At 39.7% G+C, this 23799-nt stretch carries 15 protein-coding genes, 1 other RNA gene and 1 pseudogene; 6 read left to right on the forward strand and 11 right to left on the reverse strand.

Annotated features, from left to right (window positions below; genetic code table 11):
• Positions 1-60: 60 nt before the first annotated feature.
• The 5 genes from SanJ4206_RS08685 to SanJ4206_RS08705 form a co-directional block, all read right to left on the reverse strand.
• Complete coding sequence (locus SanJ4206_RS08685; RefSeq protein WP_022525378.1) at positions 61-1308, reverse strand: MFS transporter; 1248 nt, start codon at positions 1306-1308, stop codon at positions 61-63.
• Positions 1309-1490: 182 nt separating this feature from the next.
• A complete protein-coding gene (locus SanJ4206_RS08690) occupies positions 1491-2357 on the reverse strand; it encodes an Rgg/GadR/MutR family transcriptional regulator (RefSeq protein ID WP_022525379.1) in 867 nt (288 codons plus the stop codon).
• Positions 2358-2459: 102 nt separating this feature from the next.
• An RNA gene (gene ffs / locus SanJ4206_RS08695) (signal recognition particle sRNA small type) lies at positions 2460-2546 on the reverse strand.
• Positions 2547-2698: 152 nt separating this feature from the next.
• Positions 2699-3166 carry a tRNA adenosine(34) deaminase TadA gene (gene tadA, locus SanJ4206_RS08700; protein WP_003028705.1) on the reverse strand — a complete coding sequence of 156 codons (468 nt, stop codon included), beginning with the start codon at positions 3164-3166 and terminating at the stop codon, positions 2699-2701.
• A 281-nt stretch (positions 3167-3447) separates the two neighbouring features.
• Positions 3448-4740, reverse strand: a complete 1293-nt coding sequence (locus SanJ4206_RS08705; protein WP_003028706.1) for an adenylosuccinate synthase — start codon at positions 4738-4740, stop codon at positions 3448-3450.
• A 289-nt stretch (positions 4741-5029) separates the two neighbouring features.
• On the opposite strand from SanJ4206_RS08705, the gene gshAB reads away from it, so the two are divergent.
• Positions 5030-7282 (forward strand): bifunctional glutamate--cysteine ligase GshA/glutathione synthetase GshB, encoded by a 2253-nt coding sequence (gshAB, locus tag SanJ4206_RS08710; RefSeq protein ID WP_003028707.1) that lies wholly within the window; start codon positions 5030-5032, stop codon positions 7280-7282.
• Between the two features lie 91 nt (positions 7283-7373).
• Here gshAB and SanJ4206_RS08715 read toward each other — a convergent pair whose 3' ends face one another.
• Together SanJ4206_RS08715 and SanJ4206_RS08720 are read right to left on the reverse strand one after the other, a co-directional pair.
• Positions 7374-7931, reverse strand: a complete 558-nt coding sequence (locus tag SanJ4206_RS08715; protein WP_003028708.1) for a GNAT family N-acetyltransferase — start codon at positions 7929-7931, stop codon at positions 7374-7376.
• A gap of 122 nt (positions 7932-8053) precedes the next feature.
• Positions 8054-8329: pseudogene (locus SanJ4206_RS08720) on the reverse strand (alcohol dehydrogenase); the annotation flags it as partial.
• Positions 8330-8616: 287 nt separating this feature from the next.
• Here SanJ4206_RS08720 and SanJ4206_RS08725 point away from each other — a divergent pair.
• From SanJ4206_RS08725 to dusB, 4 genes are all read left to right on the forward strand, one after another.
• Complete coding sequence (locus SanJ4206_RS08725; RefSeq protein WP_003028712.1) at positions 8617-9435, forward strand: coiled-coil domain-containing protein; 819 nt, start codon at positions 8617-8619, stop codon at positions 9433-9435.
• Positions 9436-9452: 17 nt separating this feature from the next.
• Positions 9453-10724: a toxic anion resistance protein gene (locus SanJ4206_RS08730; RefSeq protein WP_022525382.1), complete on the forward strand. Its 1272-nt coding sequence runs from the start codon at positions 9453-9455 to the stop codon at positions 10722-10724.
• 208 nt (positions 10725-10932) lie between these two features.
• Positions 10933-11805 (forward strand): Hsp33 family molecular chaperone HslO, encoded by an 873-nt coding sequence (gene hslO / locus SanJ4206_RS08735; protein ID WP_022525383.1) that lies wholly within the window; start codon positions 10933-10935, stop codon positions 11803-11805.
• On the forward strand, positions 11792-12763 hold the full coding sequence (gene dusB, locus SanJ4206_RS08740) for a tRNA dihydrouridine synthase DusB (protein ID WP_003028719.1): 972 nt from the start codon (positions 11792-11794) through the stop codon (positions 12761-12763). The genes hslO and dusB overlap by 14 nt, the downstream gene beginning before the upstream one ends.
• Positions 12764-12837: 74 nt before the next feature.
• On the opposite strand, the gene SanJ4206_RS08745 is transcribed toward dusB, so the two are convergent.
• Genes SanJ4206_RS08745 through SanJ4206_RS08755 form a run of 3 tightly spaced genes read right to left on the reverse strand, consistent with a single transcriptional unit; the run spans position 12838 to position 16219 of the window.
• Positions 12838-13278: a GNAT family N-acetyltransferase gene (locus SanJ4206_RS08745; RefSeq protein WP_022525384.1), complete on the reverse strand. Its 441-nt coding sequence runs from the start codon at positions 13276-13278 to the stop codon at positions 12838-12840.
• A 46-nt stretch (positions 13279-13324) separates the two neighbouring features.
• On the reverse strand, positions 13325-15754 hold the full coding sequence (locus tag SanJ4206_RS08750; RefSeq protein ID WP_003028723.1) for an ATP-dependent Clp protease ATP-binding subunit: 2430 nt from the start codon (positions 15752-15754) through the stop codon (positions 13325-13327).
• A 3-nt stretch (positions 15755-15757) separates the two neighbouring features.
• Complete coding sequence (locus SanJ4206_RS08755; protein WP_037582641.1) at positions 15758-16219, reverse strand: CtsR family transcriptional regulator; 462 nt, start codon at positions 16217-16219, stop codon at positions 15758-15760.
• 259 nt (positions 16220-16478) lie between these two features.
• Between SanJ4206_RS08755 and SanJ4206_RS08760 the strand changes: the two genes are divergently transcribed.
• The gene (locus tag SanJ4206_RS08760; protein WP_003028725.1) at positions 16479-16829 is read left to right on the forward strand and encodes a hypothetical protein; all 351 of its coding nucleotides are present in this window, start codon (positions 16479-16481) and stop codon (positions 16827-16829) included.
• Positions 16830-17074: 245 nt separating this feature from the next.
• On the opposite strand, the gene SanJ4206_RS08765 is transcribed toward SanJ4206_RS08760, so the two are convergent.
• Positions 17075-23557, reverse strand: coding sequence for a Cna B-type domain-containing protein (locus tag SanJ4206_RS08765; RefSeq protein WP_157622115.1), 6483 nt, complete (start codon positions 23555-23557; stop codon positions 17075-17077).
• Positions 23558-23799 lie beyond the last annotated feature (242 nt).

A 23799-nucleotide genomic window follows, 5' to 3' on the forward strand; every position in this document is an offset into this window, starting at 1 on the left:
ATACTTCTAAAATAAAAAATAGAGGAAAATAAATAGTAGCCTAATCTTAGGTTCTAGAGTTTAACTAATGTTTCCTTTTTTGAGTCGATTATTTTGCAGAGACAGCAAAAGTGCCAACAGTGAAAAGACAACAAAAATAAACCAGCACAAGTAGATATTGTAGGCAGAGAGAACTGAAAAGAGGACTGTTCCTAAAGGCAAAGAGAAGGTAAACAACAATCCGAGAAAGTTATTGCTTTGAGCCAAGACATCAGACGGTAGATTTGCCATTAACATAGCATCCAGTTTAGGCGTGGATTTCCCTATTATGTAAGCGGAAAAAGCTAAGATAATAATCCCAATGATTGGTGGCAGTCCTACTAAGTTGCTGATACCAACTAGTCCAAATGAAGAACTATTCATTATGAGCAGAAAGGAAAATGATTTTTTTGAAAAATAATCGTGAGGTGTTAAACTTCCTAAAATGGCGCCAACCAGCAAAACGACTTCTACGATTAGGAGAGATTGTGCATAAGTCAGGTGAAAAATGGCATGTTTTAAAAAATAAAAATTGTAAATACTATTAACAGCTCCTCCTATCATATTCAGGGTTAAAATTGCAAGTAACAAGTGAATGAATGAAGCATTTTCGGATTCTTGAAAAATCAACTCCATATTTTGATAAAGCATTTTAAATTGCGTAAAAAGAGAAGTTTTTTCAGGAGTTGCTACCACAGCTTCATGAGTTAATTGACGACGCTTGTGCAAAAGCACTAAAGAAGAAGCTAAAAATGACAGCGCATTAATTATGGCAACTAGTGCAAAATTATTGTCTGAAGTTGCGAGCAACCAGACCCCTACTGTTTGTCCAGTAATGCTGCATAAATAAGTGATAAATTGCGTAAAGGAATAGGCTTCAAATAAATCATCTTTTTCTAAATTCTTTTGCAAAATCGGCATTCTTAACCCACCAGCATAGTCACTTAACATATCTGTTATCACATTCAACAAACAGATGATTGCAAAAATAAGAAATGTCTTATTAGAAATCAGAAAAGCTACTCCTGTAAATAGAAGTGCCTGAACAAAGCCGATAACAATCATGAAATCGCCTTTTCTACCTGTCCTATCAGCTTGTACTCCTATCCAAAATGTGAAAAGTGTAGGAATAATTGTAATGATATTTGCAATAAACACAGCTGTATTGGCATAAGGCAGACTAGCAGCATAAATCACAAACACAATATTGTATAAATAAGACCCCATTAGGTTAAGCATCCGAGAGAGCGTAATACTTCTATATAATGCATTTGAGAAGAATAATTTCATATCAAGTTTCCTTTCAAACTTTTGTTGCACTAAGTATAACTTGAAAAGCGACTTCCAAAACAAAATTGTCATATATTCAACTCTATTTTTGGGCAAAAAAATAAGGAAAGCAGTCTATTTTTTTATTCCATAGACTCATTTCCTCACTTTAATTTTTTTTGCAAAAAAGTTCCGATTGTCATTTATTCACATTCTTTTAACCAATCAGACATATTTTTGGAGTAATAATCAGCACTCTGCTTGCAACCTATGATTTCAAGAGTTGATATAGCATTTTTCATTTTTGTAAGACCTCCATCTCTCTTTCCCAAAATATAATCATGCTGTCCATCTGCAAATAAATAGACAATTCTCAGGTATGCATCATTTTCATCAAAAAATTTTTCTTTGATTTTTTTATCAAAATAAGCAGCTTTTGTTAAACTTTTTTCTGCAATGGATTTAAACAAACCATTTAAAAGAATCGTGTAAATATAGTTTTTGTTCTTCTGTAAATCTCCTAAATAATCAACCTTTTGAAGCATTTCTCGAACATATCGAAAGTAAAGATCAAGAGGGAGCAAGGCGGCAATATCTGAAAACAAGTGTAATTCATACTCTCCCCAAATTTCAACAGAAAATAAATAATCATATAAAAAATTCAACTCAATCTCTGTTGCTTGAATGGTTTCATCTAAGAAAAACATGTGACCTTTGATGACAATCGCATTTAGGATATACTTTTCTTCCTGTTCAGACTGATATTGAATCATTTCATTGTGGTACATTTCCCATAATGTATTCATATCCTTCTTTTCTTGAGCTTGCCACAGTTTATTTTTTAACAAAGTATAGGAAGTGGGCTGGAAGCCACGCACCAAATAGACAAATTCTTCTAATTCTGTTCTGATATTCTCTAGACCAATTAACAGTTTTGAAGCCGAAATATCTGACGTCCCATTTTCAAATTTACTAAGCATGGAGTAGGAAAATTCTTCTCCTGTTGCGGCTTTAAGAGAGATGTGCCGACCTGTTCGCAATTCTCTAAAAATTTCACCCATGTAATACATATGTCTTTCCTTTACTGAAAAATGATATTGATTCATCACTGAATGTTGTCTTTTGAAAAATTCTTTCAACACACACTTTAGCAATTGTTCCTATTCTTCATACTATAAAAAGAGCACACAATTCACACTCGCTTAGGGCTGCTGGATTCCTCCCCTGACCCGCTTCACGCAGAATTGTTGCTCCGATAAGTATTATACCATAAATTTGTTTTTGTGCCAATCAAGATTTTCTTTTTCTCAAAAAAGAATAGATGTTCAGAGCGAAAAATTGCTAATCTACCAATAATAACATTAACTCTGCTACTATCTGGATAAGAGCATAGCCTTCTTAACAAAACGCTTCATTTTTGTCTCCTCTTTCTAAAAAAATCTTGCATCATCTGAGCACATTCTGCTTCCAAAATCCCATTTTCAAGCTCAACTCGGTGATTAAGTCGCTCATCTGTTAGAATATCATAGAGGCTACCGGCAGCACCAAATTTTTGATTTTTTGCTCCGTAAATAACCTGCGGAATGCGAGCTAGACCAATAGCACCGCTACACATGACACAAGGCTCAATGGTGACAAAAAGAGTCGTGTCTAACAAGCGCCAGCTTTTTTCATAAGCGTTGGCTTCTTCAATCGCCATCACCTCAGCATGCATGACCGCTCGCTGCAATTCCTCACGCGCATTGTGCCCATGACCGATAATCTTCCCGTCCTTGACAATAACACAACCAATCGGAATTTCATCATTAGCAAGCGCAATCTCTGCTTCTTTCAAGGCTTCTAGCATGAATTCTTCTTTTTCTTCGCGAGTATATTCCATCTTCTCATCTCTTCTTCAGTTCATTTTCACTCTGCTTTCCATTATATCATAAGACAAAGAGAAAGAAAAAAAGCCACCTTACAGCGACTTTCAGGAGATTATTATGAAAAAGTTTAGGATTTCTATCAAATAAAGTTAGGAGGTCTTCATCTGATGATGTTAGTATAAACCCGCTAGCTTAAAATTAACTTAAGAAGAGATGTATTATTTAAAATTTTTTAAATTCTTTGTTTTTTACGCATAAAAAGCGAGCTTGAACTCGCTTCCGACTATAATTTCTATTACAAACTTGACCAAACGCTTTCTAAAATATTAGTTTGTTCACGACCTGGTCCAACAGAGAAAGTGGAAATGCGAACACCAACAAGTTCACTCACACGGCGGACGTAGTTGCGGGCGTTTTCTGGCAACTCTTCTAAACTGCGAACGCCTGTAATGTCCTCTGACCAGCCTGGTAATTCTTCATAGATTGGTTTGCAGCGTTTGAGCTGCTCTAAACTAGCTGGGTAATGGTCAATACGTTCCCCGTCTAGGTCGTAAGCTACACAGATTTTAACTATATCCAGTCCCGTCAAAACGTCAATTGAATTGAGAGAAAGGTTGGTAATCCCAGACACACGGCGACTGTGACGCATAACAACCGAATCAAACCAACCAACACGACGAGGACGCCCTGTGGTCGTTCCATATTCATGTCCGACTTCACGAATGCGGTTGCCTACTTCATCAAACAGTTCTGTAGGAAATGGCCCGTCACCAACACGACTGGTATAGGCTTTGCAAACCCCAACAACCTTGTCAATTTTGCTTGGACCCACACCGGAACCAATCGTCACACCACCTGCAACAGGATTGGAAGAGGTAACAAATGGATAAGTGCCCTGGTCAATATCTAGCATAACTCCCTGCGCTCCTTCAAAAAGGACACGTTTACCTTGATCAAGAGCATCGTTCAAGATAACCGACGTATCTGTCACGTATTGTTTAATCTGCTGACCATAAGCGTAGTATTCTTCAAAAATATCGTCAAATTGGATAGCTGTGCTGTCGTAGAGTTTTTCAAAGAGACGATTTTTTTCAGCCAAGTTACGCTCCAAACGTTCTCTGAAAATATCTTTATCCAACAAATCCGCAATGCGGATTCCCACGCGAGCTGCTTTGTCCATATAAGCTGGACCAATCCCCTTGATAGTCGTTCCGATTTTGTGATCGCCTTTGGCTTCTTCTTGCAGACGGTCCAACTCGATATGATAAGGAAGAATCACATGTGCACGATCTGAAATGCGCAGATTATCTGTTGTGACACCTTCGCCATGCAAATAAGCTAATTCATTTACCAAAGATTTTGGATTGACTACCATTCCATTTCCGATAACAGAGATTTTCTCTGGGAAGAAAATACCTGACGGAATCAAGTGCAATTTATACTTTTTACCGTCAATTACAATGGTGTGACCGGCATTGTCTCCGCCTTGATAACGGGCAATCACTTCGGCATTAGCTGAAAGGAAATCTGTAATCTTTCCTTTTCCTTCATCTCCCCACTGGGTTCCTACAACTACAACTGATGTCATAATCTTGTCTGAGCTAAGCGCTCGTCCTTTCTTGTCTACATGGCAGGAGTTTCACCTGCAATTATGTCTTACACTCTATTATAAGAAAAATTCCTTCTTTTTTCAAGATAAGACTATCGCAGTTGTTTGCAAATGACGAAGTTTGAGGCCCCCTCTTTTGGAAAATTCTTATCCTATCTAAAATAGAATCGTTTTCTTTTAAAAAAGGTTCGGAAAACGTAGTAGAAATTTGTTTTCTGAGCATTTTTATAATAGACTAAAAGTATTAGAAAACAAACAGGTATTTCCCATGAACATCAATCACTTATTCGAAAAATTAGCAGCAGATGCACCTATTTTACAAGCTACTTTCGGGTTGGAAAGGGAGGGCTTGCGCGTCAATCAAGACGGGAAATTAGCACAAACTTCTCATCCAAAAGCATTTGGCAGTCGCAATTTTCATCCAACGATTCAGACAGATTTTAGCGAGCAGCAGTTAGAACTCATCACTCCAATTGCTCCTTCTACAAAAGAAGCAAGGCGTTTTCTCACTGCCATTACTGATGTAGCTGGACGCACCATTTCCAAAAGCGAAGCAATCTGGCCGCTCTCTATGCCTCCAAAATTGTCACCAGCAGAAATTCAAATCGCTCATTTAGAAAATGATTTTGAGCACCATTATCGAGAGGGGTTGGCGAAAAAATATGGAAAAACACTACAAGCTATCTCAGGCATTCACTACAACATGGAGTTGGGACCAGACTTGATTCAAGCTCTTTTCAAGGTCAGTGATTACCAAAATATCCGTCTTTTTAAAAATGACCTCTATCTTAAATTGGCTCGAAACTTTTTACGGTTCCGCTGGTTTCTGACTTATTTATACGGGGCAGCACCAATTGCTGAAGAAGGGGTTTTGACGAGAAAGATTTCTCAGCCTGTACGCTCTATCCGCAACAGTGATTCGGGATATGTAAATGATAAAAAGATTCACATTTCCTATGCTTCACTAGAGTCTTATGTGAGCGATATAGAGAAATACGTGGCACAAGGCGATTTAATTGCCGAGAAAGAATGCTACACACCCGTCCGCTTCCGTGGGCAAAAAGAAAATCGGCGTTACTTGGAAAAAGGCATTACCTATTTGGAATTCCGCTGCTTTGACCTCAATCCTTTTGAGGTGCTGGGAATCAGCCAAGAAACTATGGACACGGTTCATCTCTTTTTGCTTGCCTTGCTCTGGCTAGATGATATAGCAGACCCTGATGAAATCCTAGAGCAAGCTCATGATCTAAATGAAAAAATCGCTCTTAGCCACCCTCTGACTCCTTTGCCTGTTGAAGCTGATAGTAATCTGCTCCTTAGAGCCATGCAAGCTGTCATCCACCAGTTCGGATTAAGCTCCTATTATCAAGACCTGCTTCATCATGTGAAAGATGCAGTTGCTAATCCCAGTCTGACCCTTTCTGCCCAGCTCTTGCCTTATATTTATAACCAATCCTTAGAAGCCTTTGGTTTGGAAAAAGCTAAAGAATATCACCACTACGCCTGGACTGCTCCATACGCTCTGAAAGGCTACGAGGAAATGGAGCTCTCTACCCAGATGCTGCTCTTTGATGCGATTCAAAAAGGGTTGCAGGTCGAAATATTGGACGAAAGTGACCAGTTTTTAAAACTTCAACATAAAGATCACATCGAGTATGTCAAAAATGGCAATATGACCTCAAAGGACAACTATATCGTGCCTCTTGCGATGGCAAATAAGACGGTGACTAAGAAAATTTTATCTGCTGCTGGTTTTCCTGTTCCTGCTGGAGCTGAATTCTCCACTCTGGAAGAAGGGCTAGCTTACTATCCCCTTATCAAAAATATGCCGATTGTTGTCAAACCCAAATCCACCAACTTCGGGTTAGGAATTTCTATTTTTCAGGAACCAGCCAGCAGAAACAGTTACCAAAAAGCATTGGAAATTGCCTTTTCAGAGGACAGCTCTGTCCTTGTCGAAAAATTTATCGCAGGAACCGAGTACCGTTTCTTTGTCCTAGACGGCAAATGTGAGGCGGTGCTTCTGCGCTTAGCAGCCAATGTTGTAGGAGACGGTCGGCACACCATTCGAGAACTGGTAGCTTTTAAAAATACCAATCCCCTACGAGGGCGCGACCATCGCTCTCCACTGGAAATGATTGAGCTTGGTGAGATTGAGCTGCTCATGCTAGCCCAGCAAGGTTATAAAGCAGATGATATCCTACCGCAAGGGGTTCAAGTCTTTCTCCGTCGCAATTCTAATATATCCACTGGTGGAGACTCAGTAGATGTGACTGAAACCATGCACACCTCCTATAAGGAACTGGCAGCAGAAATGGCAACTGCTATGGGAGCTTGGGTCTGCGGTGTGGATTTAATTATCCCAGATAGCCCACTTCCAGCCAGCAAAAACAATCCTAACTGTACCTGCATTGAGCTCAATTTCAATCCTTCTATGTATATGCATACTTATTGTGCAGAAGGTCCCGGTCAAAGCATTACACCTAAAATATTGGCTAAACTTTTCCCAGAAATCCATTAAACACTAGATACACTGTAAAACGAGCCGAAAACAACAGCTCGTTTTTAGGTAGATCAACGAAAAATAGAAATATTCGATAGTGATTCTTAGTTTATTCCCAGTCCCTGCCATGTCCATGCTTGATTTCAAATTCAAAATAACCATCTTCTTGAATCTTTTTGAAAATGTCCCGATAGGCTTTTTCATCAAAAAACGGTCCTTTATAAAGAATTTCAAAACTTAAACCGTCGTATTCTAAGTAGGCGTGCGAAGAGCGAAAACCATTTCTCTTGTAGAAATCCATTCGAGCTTTTCGTTGTTCTAGATTATCACAAGGCTCATCCAGCCGTTCTACTTCTAAAACCATGGTTCTTTGATAAAAATCCACCAACTTATCAATAATCTTCCCGCCATAACCATGACTACGCAAATGAGGCATAATCGCAAAAAAACTGATATAAAAGGCTCTTTCATTGTAAACTGAAAAGGCAAAACCGACAAATTCATTGCCATCATAAAAGGCAAAAAAATGAGAATATTCCCCATCTCCATAGCGTAGCAACTCGGATAGCGGTGCACGCTCCTCCTCAGGAAAGGCTTCTGTATTGAGTTGTTCTACTTTTTCTAAATCCGGAAATTCAGCTGTAACAATCTGACTAGTTAAAGACATGATTTTCTCCCCTTTTAACTGCTTTTCTTTTATTTTATCAAAAATGAAGGTATTTGAGAACTATTGGACTAACATTCACAACCATAAAAGAGGTCGGATTCTACCAACCTCTTTCGGAGTTCTTAATTCATCACAATCATCGCTTTAATTGTTTTTCTGTCAGCCATATTTTTGTACGCTTGGTCAATATTTTCCAATTTGTAAGATTGAGTGAAAACTTTACCAGGATTGATTTGACCGTCTAGAACTGCTTTTAGCAAGATTTCTTTGTCATAAGTTGTACAAGAAGCTGATCCACCAGCCATTGCCAAGTTGACCATCCAGTAGTCACCGATATTGATGTCTCCTGTATGTGGCACACCGACGCGTCCGACAACAGCACCTGGACGCGCAACCTCTCTTACCTCCATTTTTCCTGATTCTACAAAAACTGCTGCTTTCATCTTATTGCTCCTTTCTCTATTAAAAAGATGATGCTCCACATTCATCAAAAAGATAAAATATTTACACTTTTATTATATACCTTGGAGTGCACTCTAAGTCAAGATATTTTTGAAAAATCTGAGCAGTCCATGATTATTTTCAGCCAAACTTTTTATTAAAAATATCGTTCAGTCCCGTCTTTGATGCTTTTTTATGCTAAAATAGACTTAGAAATTTCAGAAGAAACGGGATTAGATAATTTATGTCCAGAAGAGATTATAGAAATGTACGTTCTAGAAGATGGATTGGTATATTGCTTATTTTTATCGCAGTTGGTATTATTATGCAGTACCTCATCCCGATCCTCTTTGCTGTCGGTGTAAGCTACGGAATTTACTACTATGCAACCCATCAGCCGAAAAAAATCACAGGACCTAGCGCCAGTCAGCAAATTGAAGATTTGAAAGAGGAAATCGGTGCCGCAGATAGTCGAATCAAACAATTAGATGCTTATCTAGAAGAAAAGGCTTATGAAAAATACCAACAGTTGGCTGAACAGCTCTTGCCTCAATTAAGCTATATTCAAGGACGGGCTGATACTTTGAAAAAACATATCTCACCTGAGATTTACCAGCGGATTCAACGGAAAGTGCAAGACGTAACAGCAGACATTCATGCTCAACTTTACAACCTCCGCACGCAAAATGCTGAGAGTACAAAGTCAAGCCTTGAAGAATTAGCACCAGAATTGCTCGAAACCATTCACAATATCCAAACCGACCATGAAGCTATTCTCAAGAAAATTTCTCAATCAGAAAGCAACAACAAGGAAGAATTAACCGCTATTCATCAATCTCAAATGGAGCATTATGAGGATATTTTGGAAGGCTACCTAAAAATCAAGGCTTCCCCGAAAGATTTTTACAATGCCGAAGAACGACTGTCCAGCGCCAAAGCGGCTATTGAGCAGTTTGATTTAGACTTGGACGAAACACTCCGTCAGCTCAACGAAGCTGATCTACGAGATTTTGACATCAGCTTGCGGATTTTAACTAAAAAAGAAACGAACACAGAACTATAACATCAAAAGGAGACCTTATGAGCCAAGAATTTAACTTCGACATTGACAAAATCGCTAACAATGCCATTACGAAAACGGATAAAACCACCGAAATCATTGAATCAACCAGAACTCAAGCAAATGGGCAGTTAACTTTTTTGGAGAAATTAACTCCTGAACAACAAGATGCGATTATAGCAAAAGCCCCTCAGCTGGTAGATAACTTTATTTCCGATCAAAATACTCTTTTAGATTTTGGGCAGGCTGCAGTCGAAGAAGTTAATAATACTGTTAATCGCATTTTAGCCGAGCAAAAGAAACTTCAAATCCCACAAGTCGATGAATTGCTAAAAAATACTAATAAAGAGTTAAATGGTTTTGTTGCTAAATATAAGGATACTCAAATTGCAGAACTAGATAAAAAGCCAAATTTTTTAGAAAAACTCTTTAAACAAAGTAAGAACACCTTGCAAGAGTTCTATTTTGATTCACAAAATATTGAGCAAAAAATGGATAGTATGGCTGCCACTGTCGTCAAGCAAGAAGATCTGCTCGCACGCAATATCGTTTCTGCCGAAATGTTAATTGAAGACAACACCAAATCCATTGAAAATCTAGTCGGTGTCATTTCCTTTATCGAAGCCACTCAAAAAGAAGCTGGTGCGCGTGCCTCGACTCTTCAAAATGAGGTGGCACAATTAGATACTGCCACTCTCGATTACCAAACCAAATCACAAGAATTGGCTCGCTTAACTGAGGTTGTTAATACATTAGAACAACAACATACAGAATACATCAGCCGTCTATATGTCGCTTGGGCCACTACCCCGCAAATGCGTAATCTCGTAAAAGTATCTTCTGATATGCGCCAAAAACTTGGCATGCTCCGTCGCAATACCATTCCGACTATGAAGCTCTCTATCGCTCAACTAGGAATCCTGCAGCAATCAATGAAATCTGGTCAAGTAGCAGACGCTATTTCTAATGCCAACAATGCAGCGCTGCAAATGCTAGCTGAAACCAGCAAAGAAGTCATTCCACAAATGGAGAGGATTTCCCAAAATCCAACAATCGCTGTCGAATCCGTCACCAAATTAGCTGAAAGCTTAGTCGCTCAAAACCAAGGAATCATCTCTGCCATTGATAAAGGACGGGAAAAACGCGCTCTCCTTGAAGCAACTGTAATCAAATCCGCTGAAACCATTAATGACTCTGTTAAACTACGCGACCAAAAAATTATCCAGGCTCTGCTAGATCAGGGAAAAGAAATCCAAAAAGAAGTGGATGAACCGACTACAAGTGAGAAATAACGGGCTGAAACATGGAAGTAAGACAAAAATAAACTCTTGTGGTATGCTGTTTCATCCAAACAAAGTAACAGTATATAGCACTAACTCTTTGCCATGTAAATAATGACCAACCTCGTCAATTATGTGGGGCAGGACAACAAAATCACTTTCTTACGAAATACCGATTTTTGTCCCGCTCCCTTTTCTTTTTTATGTTACAATAAAAGGTATGGATAAGATTATTAAAACTATTTCAGAAAACGGAGCTTTCCGAGCTTATGTACTAGATAGTACCGAAACTGTTCGAACGGCTCAGGAAAAACACCAGACCCTTGCTAGCTCAACCGTAGCGTTAGGCCGCACACTCATTGCCAGTCAAATCCTTGCCGCAAACGAAAAAGGAGATACAAAAATCACCGTCAAAGTACTAGGGACAAGCTCTCTCGGTGCGATTATCACCGTCGCAGATACAAAAGGTACTGTCAAAGGCTATGTGCAAAATTCCGGTGTGGACATTAAAAAAACTGCAACAGGTGAAGTGTTGGTCGGACCATTCGTTGGAAATGGCGAATTCCTCGTCATTACAGACTATGGAACTGGAAATCCTTATCATTCTATGACTCCGCTTGTATCCGGTGAAATTGGCGAAGATTTAGCATTCTATCTAACAGAAAGCCAGCAAACTCCGTCAGCCGTCGGGTTGAATGTTCTACTAGATGCCAATGACAAGGTCAAGGTTGCTGGTGGTTTCCTCTTGCAAGTCCTTCCAGGTGCCAAAGAAGAAGAAATCACCCGCTTTGAAAAACGAATCCAAGAAATGCCTGCTATTTCAACACTTTTGGAATCTGAAAACCATATTGAAGCCTTGCTTTCAGCTATCTACGGCAACGAACCTTACAAACGATTGTCAGAAGAAGAACTCCGCTTCCAATGTGATTGCAGCAAAGATCGGTTTTTAAATGCCCTCTCAAGTCTACCTAAGTCAGATCTTGAAGAAATGCGAGATGAAGACCACGGTGCTGAAATCACTTGCCAATTCTGCCAAAGCACATATCATTTTGACGAAAAAGACTTGGAGGAACTCATTCGTGACAAATCTTAACACCTCTTTTCTGATTGGCGATGTGAAAATTCCCAACCGAACGGTTCTCGCTCCTATGGCAGGTGTGACCAATTCGGCTTTTCGGACGATTGCAAAAGAGCTTGGCGCAGGACTTGTCGTCATGGAAATGGTCTCAGACAAGGGCATTCAGTACAACAACGAAAAGACACTTCACATGCTGCATATTGATGAAGGAGAACATCCCGTTTCCATTCAGTTGTTTGGCAGTGACGAAGATAGTTTGGCGCGCGCAGCCGAGTTTATCCAAGAAAATACCCAAACAGATATTGTGGACATCAATATGGGCTGTCCCGTCAATAAAATTGTTAAAAACGAAGCTGGGGCAAAATGGCTCAAAGATCCAGAAAAAATCTATTCCATTATCAATAAAGTTCGTTCTGTTCTAGATATTCCGTTAACCGTGAAAATGCGTACTGGTTGGGCAGATGCCTCACTAGCTGTGGAAAATGCTCTTGCAGCTGAAGCTGCTGGTGTGGCGGCTCTTGCTATGCACGGTCGTACACGCGAACAAATGTACACTGGGCACGCTGATCTTGAAACCCTCCACAATGTTGCGCAAGCCTTAACCAAGATTCCTTTTATTGCCAATGGCGATATTCGTACTGTCCAAGATGCTCAACAGCGTATAGAAGAAGTGGGGGCAGATGCTGTCATGATTGGGCGCGCTGCTATGGGCAATCCGTATCTTTTTCATCAGATTAACCACTATTTTGAAACAGGAGAAATCCTGCCTGATCTCAGCTTTGAGGATAAAATGCAAGTCGCTTACGATCATTTGAAACGTCTAATTGACCTCAAGGGCGAGCATATCGCCATTAGAGAATTTCGTGGCTTAGCACCTCATTACCTCCGCGGAACAGCTGGTGCTGCCAAACTCCGCGGTGCTATTTCCCAAGCCAACAGTCTTGCAGAAATTGAAGAGTTGCTGCAAATTTAAACATCAAAAAACACCAATTATCTGGAAGATTATTTCCAAATGGTTGGTGCTTTTTATTTAAAGAGCAATTTCTACTAGGTATCTATCCGAGTCATTTCAGTCCTTGCTTGATTGCGGTAAATGAGATCTTCTCGAACAGAGAAACCTAATCTTTCCCAGAACTGGTTTCCTTCTGTATTTCTTTTAAAAACAACCAAGGCAACCTTATGAATTTTCAAATCATCTAAGACGGTTAAAACTGTCTCAACCAGCTGTCTAGCAATCCCTCTCCTGCGATAGTTCGGATGAACAGCTGTATGGTAGATATAGGCTCTTCGTCCGTCCGAACCAACTAAAATCGCTCCGATAATCGTTTGATTTTCTACTGCCACCAGACAAGTTTGAGGATTTCTCTGCAAAAACCGAGCAATTCCCTCTTTTGAATCATCTAAATCATTCAATCCCATGCCTGCACATGACAGCCATAATTGGTAAACTTGGTCGTAATCTTCTTCTACCATTTCACGAATGTTCATATTAAAATACCTTATCTACTTTCTGATGAATGCTTCGAATAGAAACTCAGAGCACTTCAAACTTCAATTTTCCAGCCTTGACACCGACTTTCAAGCTTTGTCCCGTTTTTAGCTCACCTGCTAAAAGTAATTCTGATAAATGGTCTTCCACCTGAGTTTGTAGAGTTCTGCGAAGTGGCCTTGCTCCCATTTCAGGATCGTAACCTTTTTTAGCCAGAAGTTTCAAAGCACTAGGTTGGAATTTCAGCTCAATTCCTTTTTCAGCGAGACTGACAATGAGTGGTTTCACCATAATTTTTACCACTTCTTGCATGTCTTCGCTAGTCAAGCTATGGAAAACAACCTTTTCATCAATCCGGTTGATAAATTCCGGACGATAACTTTTCTTGAGCTCTTCCATCATCCGTTTTTCCATGTTTTCATGATCAAAGCGGTCATCACGCGCTCCAAAACCGACCGTCTTATCGTCCCGCAAACTTGTCGCACCAAGATTGCTGGTCATAATGATAATGGTATTAGAAAAATCCACCTTACGTCCCTTGCTGTCGGTCAGCACCCCGTCATCTAAGACTTGAAGAAGCACATTGAAAATATCAGGATGAGCTTTTTCCACCTCGTCAAAGAGGAGCACCGAATAAGGACGATTGCGAACTTTTTCAGTCAATTCACCCCCTTCTTCATAACCGACATAACCTGGAGGCGCTCCATTGAGACGACTGGCAGCAAATTTCTCCATATATTCGGACATATCAAAGCGAATCAGCGCTGACTCATCATCAAAGAGGACTTCCGCCAAAGCCTTAGCCAGCTCAGTTTTTCCAACCCCGGTTGGGCCCAAGAACATAAAGGAACCAATTGGACGTTTGCTGGTGCGGATGCCGGATTGATTGCGCCGAATCGCTCGACTGATAGCAGAAATTGCTTCATTTTGCCCAATGACCCGTTTGTGCAGTTCCTTTTCTAAATGGAGGTATTTCTTCGCATCTGTTTGCGTCAACTTTTGCACAGGAATGCCCGATAAACCGCTGAGTGTTACCAAAATATCCTCGTCTTTAACCTTTAGTTTGTAGACAATTGGCTGACTTTCTTTCTCCAACAAAGCGCCAACCTTTTCCCAATCGCCTGCCATTAAAGCCGTGTCTGCTGCACTCAATTCTGCTTTTACATGATTTTGCGGACCTTTATTTTGTACCGTTGCAGCAGCTTCATCTAACAAATCAATCGCCGAGTCAGGTAGATGTTTGCTTGTTAGATAACGATGAGCATACTTAACAGCTGTCTCAATCGCTGAATCTGTAATCACCACCTTGTGGTGTTCTTCATAACTTTTCTTGAGCCCCTGTAAAATCGCAATACTATCGGCTACCGTCGGCTCTTCAATAGTAATTTTGGCAAATCGCCGTGAAAGAGCTGCGTCCTTTTCAATATATTTCTGGTACTCTTCTTGTGTCGTTGCGCCAACCGTTCTAAGTGTTCCTCTAGCCAAAGCTGGCTTGAGAATGTTCGCTGCATCTAATGTCGAATCAATCCCACTGCCAGAACCCATAATGGTATGAAGCTCATCAATGAAGAGAATCACATGCCCGTCTGTTTCAATATCATTGATAATATTGTTCATTCGCTCTTCAAAATCGCCGCGAAAACGAGTTCCAGCTACCACATTCATCAAATCCAGCTCCAGAACTCTCATCTTTGCAAGCTCATTTGGCACTTGACCAGCAGCCACACGCTGTGCCAAACCAAGGGCCAATGCTGTCTTCCCAACTCCTGCATCTCCTACCAAAACTGGATTGTTTTTCGTCTTGCGACTTAAAATCTGAAGCATACGCGAAATTTCTTCATCACGCCCAACGACCGGTTCTAAAAGACCAGCACGAGCCATTTCGGTTAAATCACGGGTATAGTCTTCTAGCCCGCCGCTGGTAGAAGGAGGCATACCCATCATATTGGCCATCGTTTGTTTTGCTGCGGCAGTATTTTTATTTAAGTGGCGAATAGCCTTTATATCTTCTTTACCCCAGCTAGCCTTATGCTCTAAGTTTTTCCGAAGATCGGTCATGCGCAAAACGCCTTCTTTATCCTCATAGCTAAAGCCTGTAAATTCAAGGAGACGTGCCGCCAAACTTCCTCGGTCAAACAGCATAGCTAACAACACATGCTCTGTCCCAAGATTCTTAGCATGCACAGCCTCTGCAATTCGCTTAGCTGTCAAAAACAACACTTTCATACGATGAGAAAATGGCCAAATGGTAAAGCTTCCCTCTTGTTGATAAATCTTTCCTGTGATATGAAAGGCTGCTTTCTCAAAATCATCAATTTCAAGCGGATAATCATTTAAAACAGAACCCGCAACACTATAAGGATTATTCGCCATGGCAATCAACAAATGCCAAGACTCCAAATAATCTGTTTCAAAATGGCTTGCTAGCAGCTGCGCCGACTCAATACTTTCTGTCAAAGCTTTTGAATATTTCATATATTAGTTTTTCCCTTTTCTATCAACTTGTTGTAAAATTTTCTTCAACATCCGCGCACGAATTCGTGCAGCATCTGTTCCCAATATTCTATCTGTTGTCGTCGCTAAAAGAAGATTCCCTTCTCGTTCTGTCATGATTTTTTCATCAAACAATAACTGAATGATATCTGTAAAGACCTGTTGACTGATTTGCTCTCCAACGCTATGCAGCAAATCACAAAGCAGCTCATGGTGATTGGAAAATTCAATCCGACCAATCCGAATGTAGCCGCCTCCACCGCGCTTGCTTTCAACAACATAGCCACGACTTTCCGTAAAACGTGTCTTGATGACATAATTTATCTGACTTGGAACAACCTGAAAAACATCTGCAATTTCACTGCGCTTCAACTCTGCAATCCCAGCTTGAGCTAAAAGCGCTTTGATATATTCCTCAATACTGTCTGACGTATTCTTATGGCTCATGACAACCCTTTCTTCCAGTTCTTTCTTTTGCTCCATAAATGAGCAACTGACATTGACTATCTTTGACTAATATTATACCGAAAATCTCTTGTTTTTGAAAGAAAAAGACCTAAATGAAAAACTGAAAAGTCTGATTATTCAAGCAAGTGAAAAAGCTTATAGAATAGGAATAATTCGAGTGTAAACGCTTGCCTTTTAATTTTAAAGCGTTATAATATAGATGAAAATTTGACGATAATAATAAAAGGAGGCCAAATGAATGAAAATGGATTGGTTCAAATATACACGTCATGTACTGGTTTGGTTGGTTTCAACTTTATTCTTTTTTACAGTTATTTCTGCTGATTATGTGGATGTCCAAGTCGTCCCGTTAGTCATCTGCTTATTTGCTCCATTTTTATTTGAACCGTCTTCAATAAACCCTAAAACAAAATGGACAATTGATTTAGCCATCATTGCTGTAAGTGTCTGTGCTATTCTCTTTACACAAACATATCGAATCGCTTTTACCTACTCCGAAATTACCTATCTACTAATTTCTTTAATCGTTTTAATCTTTGTAGACTCTGTGATTTCTCACAAGGGATTCACGAAAAAAATTGTAAAATAATCGCAGGCACTATTAGAAAAGGCTAGAGAGTTATATCAGCTCTCTAACCTTTTTATTTATGATTTAAACACTAACTATTGATTGCCTTAGTTTTGACCAAGAGCTGCAGCCATTGTAGCAGCTACTTCTGATTCAAAATCATTGGCAGCTTTTTCAATACCGTCACCTACTTCAATTGACAAAGAACCCTTAAAAGTCCACTAGATTTATCTAGTGGACTTTACTCGATCTATCTGATGATAGAATTACGCCTTCTTCTTTAACAAGTAAGCAACTCCACTTAAGGTGAACAGACCTGCAAGTAATGCAAAGAATGAATTTTGACTACCTGTTGAAGGGAGAATTTTCTTCTTCGACTTCTCTGGTGTACTTGGTGGGGTTTGTGGAATTTGTGGCTTCTCTGGTGTATGACGATTCGTGATATTCATACCATCTACCTTCGGTGTGTAACCTTCTGGTACCGAAACTTCTTCCACCGTATAAGTGATTTCCTTACCTGCTTCATATTTGGCAAGTTTTTCAAAGCTATATTTCCATCCAGTTGCTTCGCCTGCTGTCACTACTTTGCCCGTATCTTTGCCATTTGCAAGCAATCTTACTTGAATCTCTTTTGGACGAAGACCGTCTTTGTCATTATCATCGTCCCAAGTCTTTTGACCGCTGACTGAAGTCACCTCTGGAGTGTGGCTATTGACCAAATTCATTCCATTCACTTTAGATTGATAACCTTTTGGTACATCTACTTCCTCAACAGAGTAAACAATTTCTTTGCCATCCTTGTAACGATCCAAACCTTCAAAGCTGTATTTCCATCCAGTTGCTGCACTCGCTGTCGCCATTTTGCCAGTATCTTTGCCATCTGCCAATAAACGAACTTTGATTTCAGTAGGACGAATATTATCTTGGTTATTGGCGTCATTCCAAGTCTTTTGACCCGTTAAGTTTACCTTTTCTGGTGTACGCTTGTTGGTAATTGTGTATTTGCCATCTTGAGATTTTTCAACTATTGGCTTTTCGTAAGATTCTACGGCAACTTCTTTGACATCATATTTGATTTCTTTACCGTTTTCATACTTCGGTAATGGTTTTGACTCAAAGGCCCAACCTTTTTCTTCTGAAGTTTCAATTTCATCAACGATTGTGCCGCCTTTCAGAATTTGAACCTTGACTGTTTTGGTTCGCTTGCCGTCTTGGTTGTTAGCATCTTCCCAGACTTTCTTACCAGAAATGACGATTGTTTCTGGTTCATGGGTGTTTGTGATTTCTTGACCCTTGATAGATGTTTCATATCCTGCTACAGCATCTTCCTTGACAGAATAGACAATTTCTTGACCTGCTTCGTATTTTGGAAGATTAGTAAAGGTATGTTTCCAAACATTGCCATTCGCTGGGTCTGCTTCAGCGACTTTGATATCATATTTCTCAACTTCGGTAGTCACACCACCAATTGTCTTCATCAAGTGAACCGTGATATGGTCTGGACGTTTGCCATCTTGGTTATTATTGTCATTCCAAGTTTTCGTCACTTGATAATCAATCATTTTTGGTGTGTATTTGTTGGTAATATTGAAATCATTGATTTCGCTAGTATATTCAGAAACGACTTCTTCGGTCAGGCTATATTTAATAACCTTGCCTGCTTTGAATTTAGGAAGTTTTGTAAAGACTGTAGACCACGTTCCGTCAGCTGCCGCTTTCACTTCTTTGGAAGCTACTTTTTCACCATCTGCCAAGAGATTAACCGTAATATATTTCGGACGTTTACCATCTTGGTTATTAGCGTCATCCCAGTTCTTTGTGGCTTTAATATCAATTGTTTCTGGTGTGTATTTATTAGTAATAGTAAAGCCTGTCTTAGCATCTCCGCTGATTTCACTTGTATAACCAGCTACTGAACTCACTTCAACTACTTTGTAATCAATCGGAGCTCCGCCTTTATCTGCATCTAAATCCGTGAAGTTACCTGCCCAGCCATTGGCTTCTGATAGTTCAAGGGTTTTATCTGTATCTTGACCGTCTGCCAAGAGTTTAACAGTAATCTTAGTTGGACGTTTGCCATCTTGGTTATCGGCATCATCCCAGATTTTTTTCACTGGAATTTGCATTTTAGCTGGTGTGTATTTGTTCGTGAAGACAAGATCTTTCGCTTCTTTCGAAACCGTTGCTTTTAATTCAGTAGCACTGATTTTTTCAACCTTGACTTCTACTTCTCGAACAGTCTTATCATAAGTTACCCCAGTTTCTGTTCCTTCAACTTCTGAGATAGTATACTTATGCGTTCCTACTTGGTTTTCATCATAAGTCAATTCGTCAAAAGCAAAGTTTCCGTCCACATCATTAGTAACAGTTTGAACGACGCTGCCATCTGTCTTTTTCAGGGCAAAGTTATATTTACCTGCTTCCAGTGTTTTACCTTCTAGCACTTTCTTACCAGCAATTTTTACTTTGGTTGCTGGTGCTGGTGTGTATTTGTTAGTGAAGACAAGATCTTTCGCTTCTTTCGAAACCGTTGCTTTTAATTCAGTAGCACTAATTTTTTCAACCTTGACTTCTACTTCTCGAACAGTCTTATCATAAGTTACCCCAGTTTCTGTTCCTTCAACTTCTGAGATAGTATACTTATGCGTTCCTACTTGGTTTTCATCGTAAGTCAATTCGTCAAAAGCAAAGTTTCCGTCCACATCATTAGTAACAGTTTGAACGACACTGCCATCTGTCTTTTTCAGGGCAAAGTTATATTTGCCTGCTTCCAGTGTTTTACCTTCTAGCACTTTCTTACCAGCAATTTTTACTTTGGTTGCTGGTGCTGGTGTGTATTTGTTAGTGAAGACAAGATCTTTCGCTTCTTTCGAAACCGTTGCTTTTAATTCAGTAGCACTGATTTTTTCAACCTTGACTTCTACTTCTCGAACAGTCTTATCATAAGTGATTCCTGCTTCAGATCCAGCAACTTCTGAGATGGTATACTTGTGAGTTCCCACTTGGCTCTCATTATATGAGATTGGTGAGAAGGTCACTGTTCCATCTGTAGCGTTTGTCACTGTTTCGACAACAGTTCCGTCTGCTTTCTTCAAGACAAAGCTGTATTTACCTGCTTCAAGAGTTTTACCTTCAAGAACTTTCTTAGCTCCGAGAGTAATGGATGTGTCACCTGCTGGGGTGTATTTGTTTGTAAATACAAGATCTTTTGCTTCTTTTGAGGCAGTTGCTTTCAATTCAGTTGCGCTTACTTTTTCAACCGTTACTTCAACTTCTTGAACGGTCTTATCGTAAGTGATTCCTGTTTCAGATCCAGCAACTTCTGAGATAGTGTACTTGTGAGTTCCTACTTCGCTCTCATTAGATGCGATTGTTGATAAGGTCCCTGTTCCATCTGCAGCGTTGGTTACTGTTTCGACAACAGTTCCATCTGCTTTCTTCAAGACAAAGCTGTATTTACCTGCTTCAAGAGTTTTACCTTCAAGAACTTTTTTCGCACCAAGAGTAACGGATGTGTCACCTGCTGGGGTGTAGACATTAGTGAAGGTTGTGCTATTAGCTGTACCATCACTGCTGTATTCAACAGCCGCATGCAATTTACCTTGACCATCATCGGTTACAGTTACTTTAGCTGTGACGGTCTTAGCATCGTAGGTGATACCATTCTCCGTTGTGCCAGCGTTTACTTCCTTGATGGTGTAAGTGTAAGTACCTGCTTCATCAAATGTCAACTCTGAGAATTTAACTTTTCCGTCAGCACCATTCTTCGCTTTTTCAACGTTACCAACTTGGTCTGTCAATGTAAATTCGAACATGTTAGCTTCGAGATTGCGATTACTTAGTTTCTTATCTACTTCAAGAACAGCTTTGGCATTTTCAGCCTTATAGGTGTTTTCGAAAGTGCTGTCGTTATTGTCATAGGTAACAGTTGCTTCAAGCGCTCCCTTACCGTTGTCAACAACTTTGATCGTTACTTCGATAGTCTTGTTAGAATAAGTGATTCCTTTATCAGTTGTCCCAGCATTCTTTTCAACGATGGTGTAATGATAAGTGTCAGCTTTATTGAATTCTAAATCTTCAAACTTAATGTTTCCAGTTGCATCATTTGTTGTTGTTTGAATTGGATCTGTACCATTTTTCTCGAACAAGGCAAATTCGAATTCCCCACCTTGAAGCTGAATTGGCTTATCAGTGTTCTTGTTGATGAATGATTTCGTCGCAGCAACAGGCACTTTGACCTTGGTAGCTTTGTACGTATTTGTGAATGTTTGAATTCCGGCATCTGTAATGGTGTTGATGGCACCAGAGATTGGTGGTACAAGATTAGAACCAGGTGCTGAAGTTGAAAAATCAGCTGCTGGAAGTGCTACTTGAGAAATTTCGAATTTCTCAACCCAAGCAACCAGTTGACCTCTTCCATTATCATAGACGTGTACAATTACAGGAACTGTTCTATTATCATAGGTGATACCATTTTCAGTTTCACCTGCTTTTGCTTCCACAATGGTGTACTGATAATGTCCTTCTTTTGTAAATTTAATAGGATTGAAGACTACGCAACCAGTTCCATCAGCATTAGTACCTTTATTCTTGATTCTTTGAACTTCTTTTCCATCATTATCTTTCAAGATAAATTCAAATTCTTCGTCTTGAAGCTCTGTTGGACGACCTTCCAATTTTTTCTTAGCTTCAATTACAGCCTCAGCTGGTGAAGCGCTATAGGTATTTTTGATAGTAAGAGGGTCTATTTGGCTAGGAGTATAACCATCCACTTTAGTGATCAGTTCACCTTTGTCATCAACTTCTTTCACGCTATAGGTGTACTTCTTAGCGTTTTGATCTGTAGCCGGAAGACCTGTCCATTTAACCGTACCATCTGTTGTAGGAACTTTTTTAAGTTCAGCATTAGGTGCTGCTTCTTCAGTTCCACCTTCTAGTGTGCGGTAAAGTTTGAAGTAGGTAGTTGGGCGAACACGTTCCTGACCGCCAACCCAGACTTTCTTAGCCGTCACGTTTATCTTTGGAACTTCGTAAGTATTGGTTACTTGAGTCTTGTCTGCATTGTAAGATACAAGGTAGTTGTTCTCTCCTGCTTTGACTTTCTCTCCTTCTTTCAGAGGAAGACCCGTCTGATCTTCAAGTTCTCGAACAGAATAAACTAGCTTGCTTCCATCAACATCACGTTCAGGAAGTTGATTTTTCCACTTATAAGTGTAGACACCGTTAGACTCTGTCACTTCAGGAGTATAGTTCCCTGAGACAGGTTTTGCATCTGCAACAGTTTGTCCTTCTTTGTGCACATACAAACCGAGTTTGACTTCTTTGTAGTCAGTTGCTTTTCCGTTTTTCCAAGTCTTGGTTGCTTCAAAGTCAACTGTCACACGTTTGTTAGAGATATTAAGGGGAACACCTTTTCCATCTTTCATCTCCACTTCAAACTCTTGACTATTTACCTGATAGCCTGATTTCGGAGTTTTTTCCTTAACAATATACTTACCATCACTGAGAGCCTTTGAAAGAGCAATTCCATCCGCATTTGTTGTAACGGTATCAACCAAATTATTAGTGGTTTTCTCACGGATTTCAAAGACAACGCCTGCCAACTTAACATCTGCATCCGCTTCATCGAATTTAGTGATTTTGATCTTTCCAGCAATATCAGCAGTAACGTTGGCACCTACGGACTTAACAGTTTTAATAGTTATATCGTGCGAGGTTTTTGTATTGATTGAGTCTTCCCGTTGTTTCCAAATTAATTGAGGTTCGTTATCTCGCAAGTACTGAATGGAGTTTTTTACCTCTGATTCGTCTGCTGGCGAGGTGGTGAGATATCTTAGGTAAAAACTCTTGGTCCCCATATTGGTCGGCATAAGCAATTCAAATCCACGTTTACCATTGACAAAAGTCAGCAGGGCCGTGTTGTCTGAATCCTTTTTATACTCCTCAGGATCCATTGTTATTTTATACTCTTTAATTCTACTCTTTATACCAGCATAGTTGGTATCTGTCGTCTCGTACACTACTTCAGATAGCTCAAAGCTTTTCTCAATATAAGACGCAAAGGCTCCTAAGCCGATATTATCTGTAATCTTAATAGTGTGGTTCCCCATATCTGTCTTAGAACGGTTAATCCGTACACTCCATATAATTTTAGGCGATTTCGGATCATTCTGAGGTTGTTTATGAATCAATTCGCCGGTATGGGGTAATACAGGATGCTTTTTCACCTCAAATTCGATTTCTTGCGTCACGCCTCCTGGCAAAGTGTAGGTGACCTTCTTAGTTACTCCTTCAACTGTTTGCTGCGCAGTCGCAACAAAGCTCCCACGGATGTTTTGCTTGTCCTTGACTTTGTCATTGAAAGTAAAAAGCAACTGGTGTTTCTTGCTATCTACCTGTACAGTTCCCATCTTTGTATTTGAATTTTTATCGATGAGATCTAGCGTCTGATCTTGTAAATCCAAATTGTCAGGAGCTTTTACTATAAAGTAATCTCCCGGCTTGATGTCATTTACCTCTACATTAGGAAATGAGAAGTCGCCCGAGTATTTTAGTTCAACAGTTTTTGTGCTTGGACCGATAATAATGTGTGAGTCACTCCCAGTTTCAGCAACTGTGACTTTCAAATTCTCGAAATGGGCTTTATTGGTAACGTCAGCAGCAGAAACCCGCTGGACGTTCCAAAATCCTAAAACAGTAAAAATCGTTAGTAAAGATAAAAAGAAGCCTATCCATCTCTTTGCCTTCATTACAAATTTCTCCTTCTTCTAATTTTTTTATAAGCTTAGAGCATAAATATCAATATTATACTACAATTACTATTATACCTCAAATAAATAGAAAGCCCATATATTCGTAAGTGTTTTTTTGACACAATGTAAACTTCAGTTTTCTAAAATAGGTTCCCTAATCCCAGAACTCTTAGTATTTTATTAAAACGAAAGGCTCTGGACAATGAGGAATCTATCACATATTCCAAATTTAGAAAAAG

This window comes from Streptococcus anginosus (genome assembly GCF_001697145.1).
GTDB classification, from domain to species: Bacteria; Bacillota; Bacilli; order Lactobacillales; family Streptococcaceae; genus Streptococcus; species Streptococcus hominis.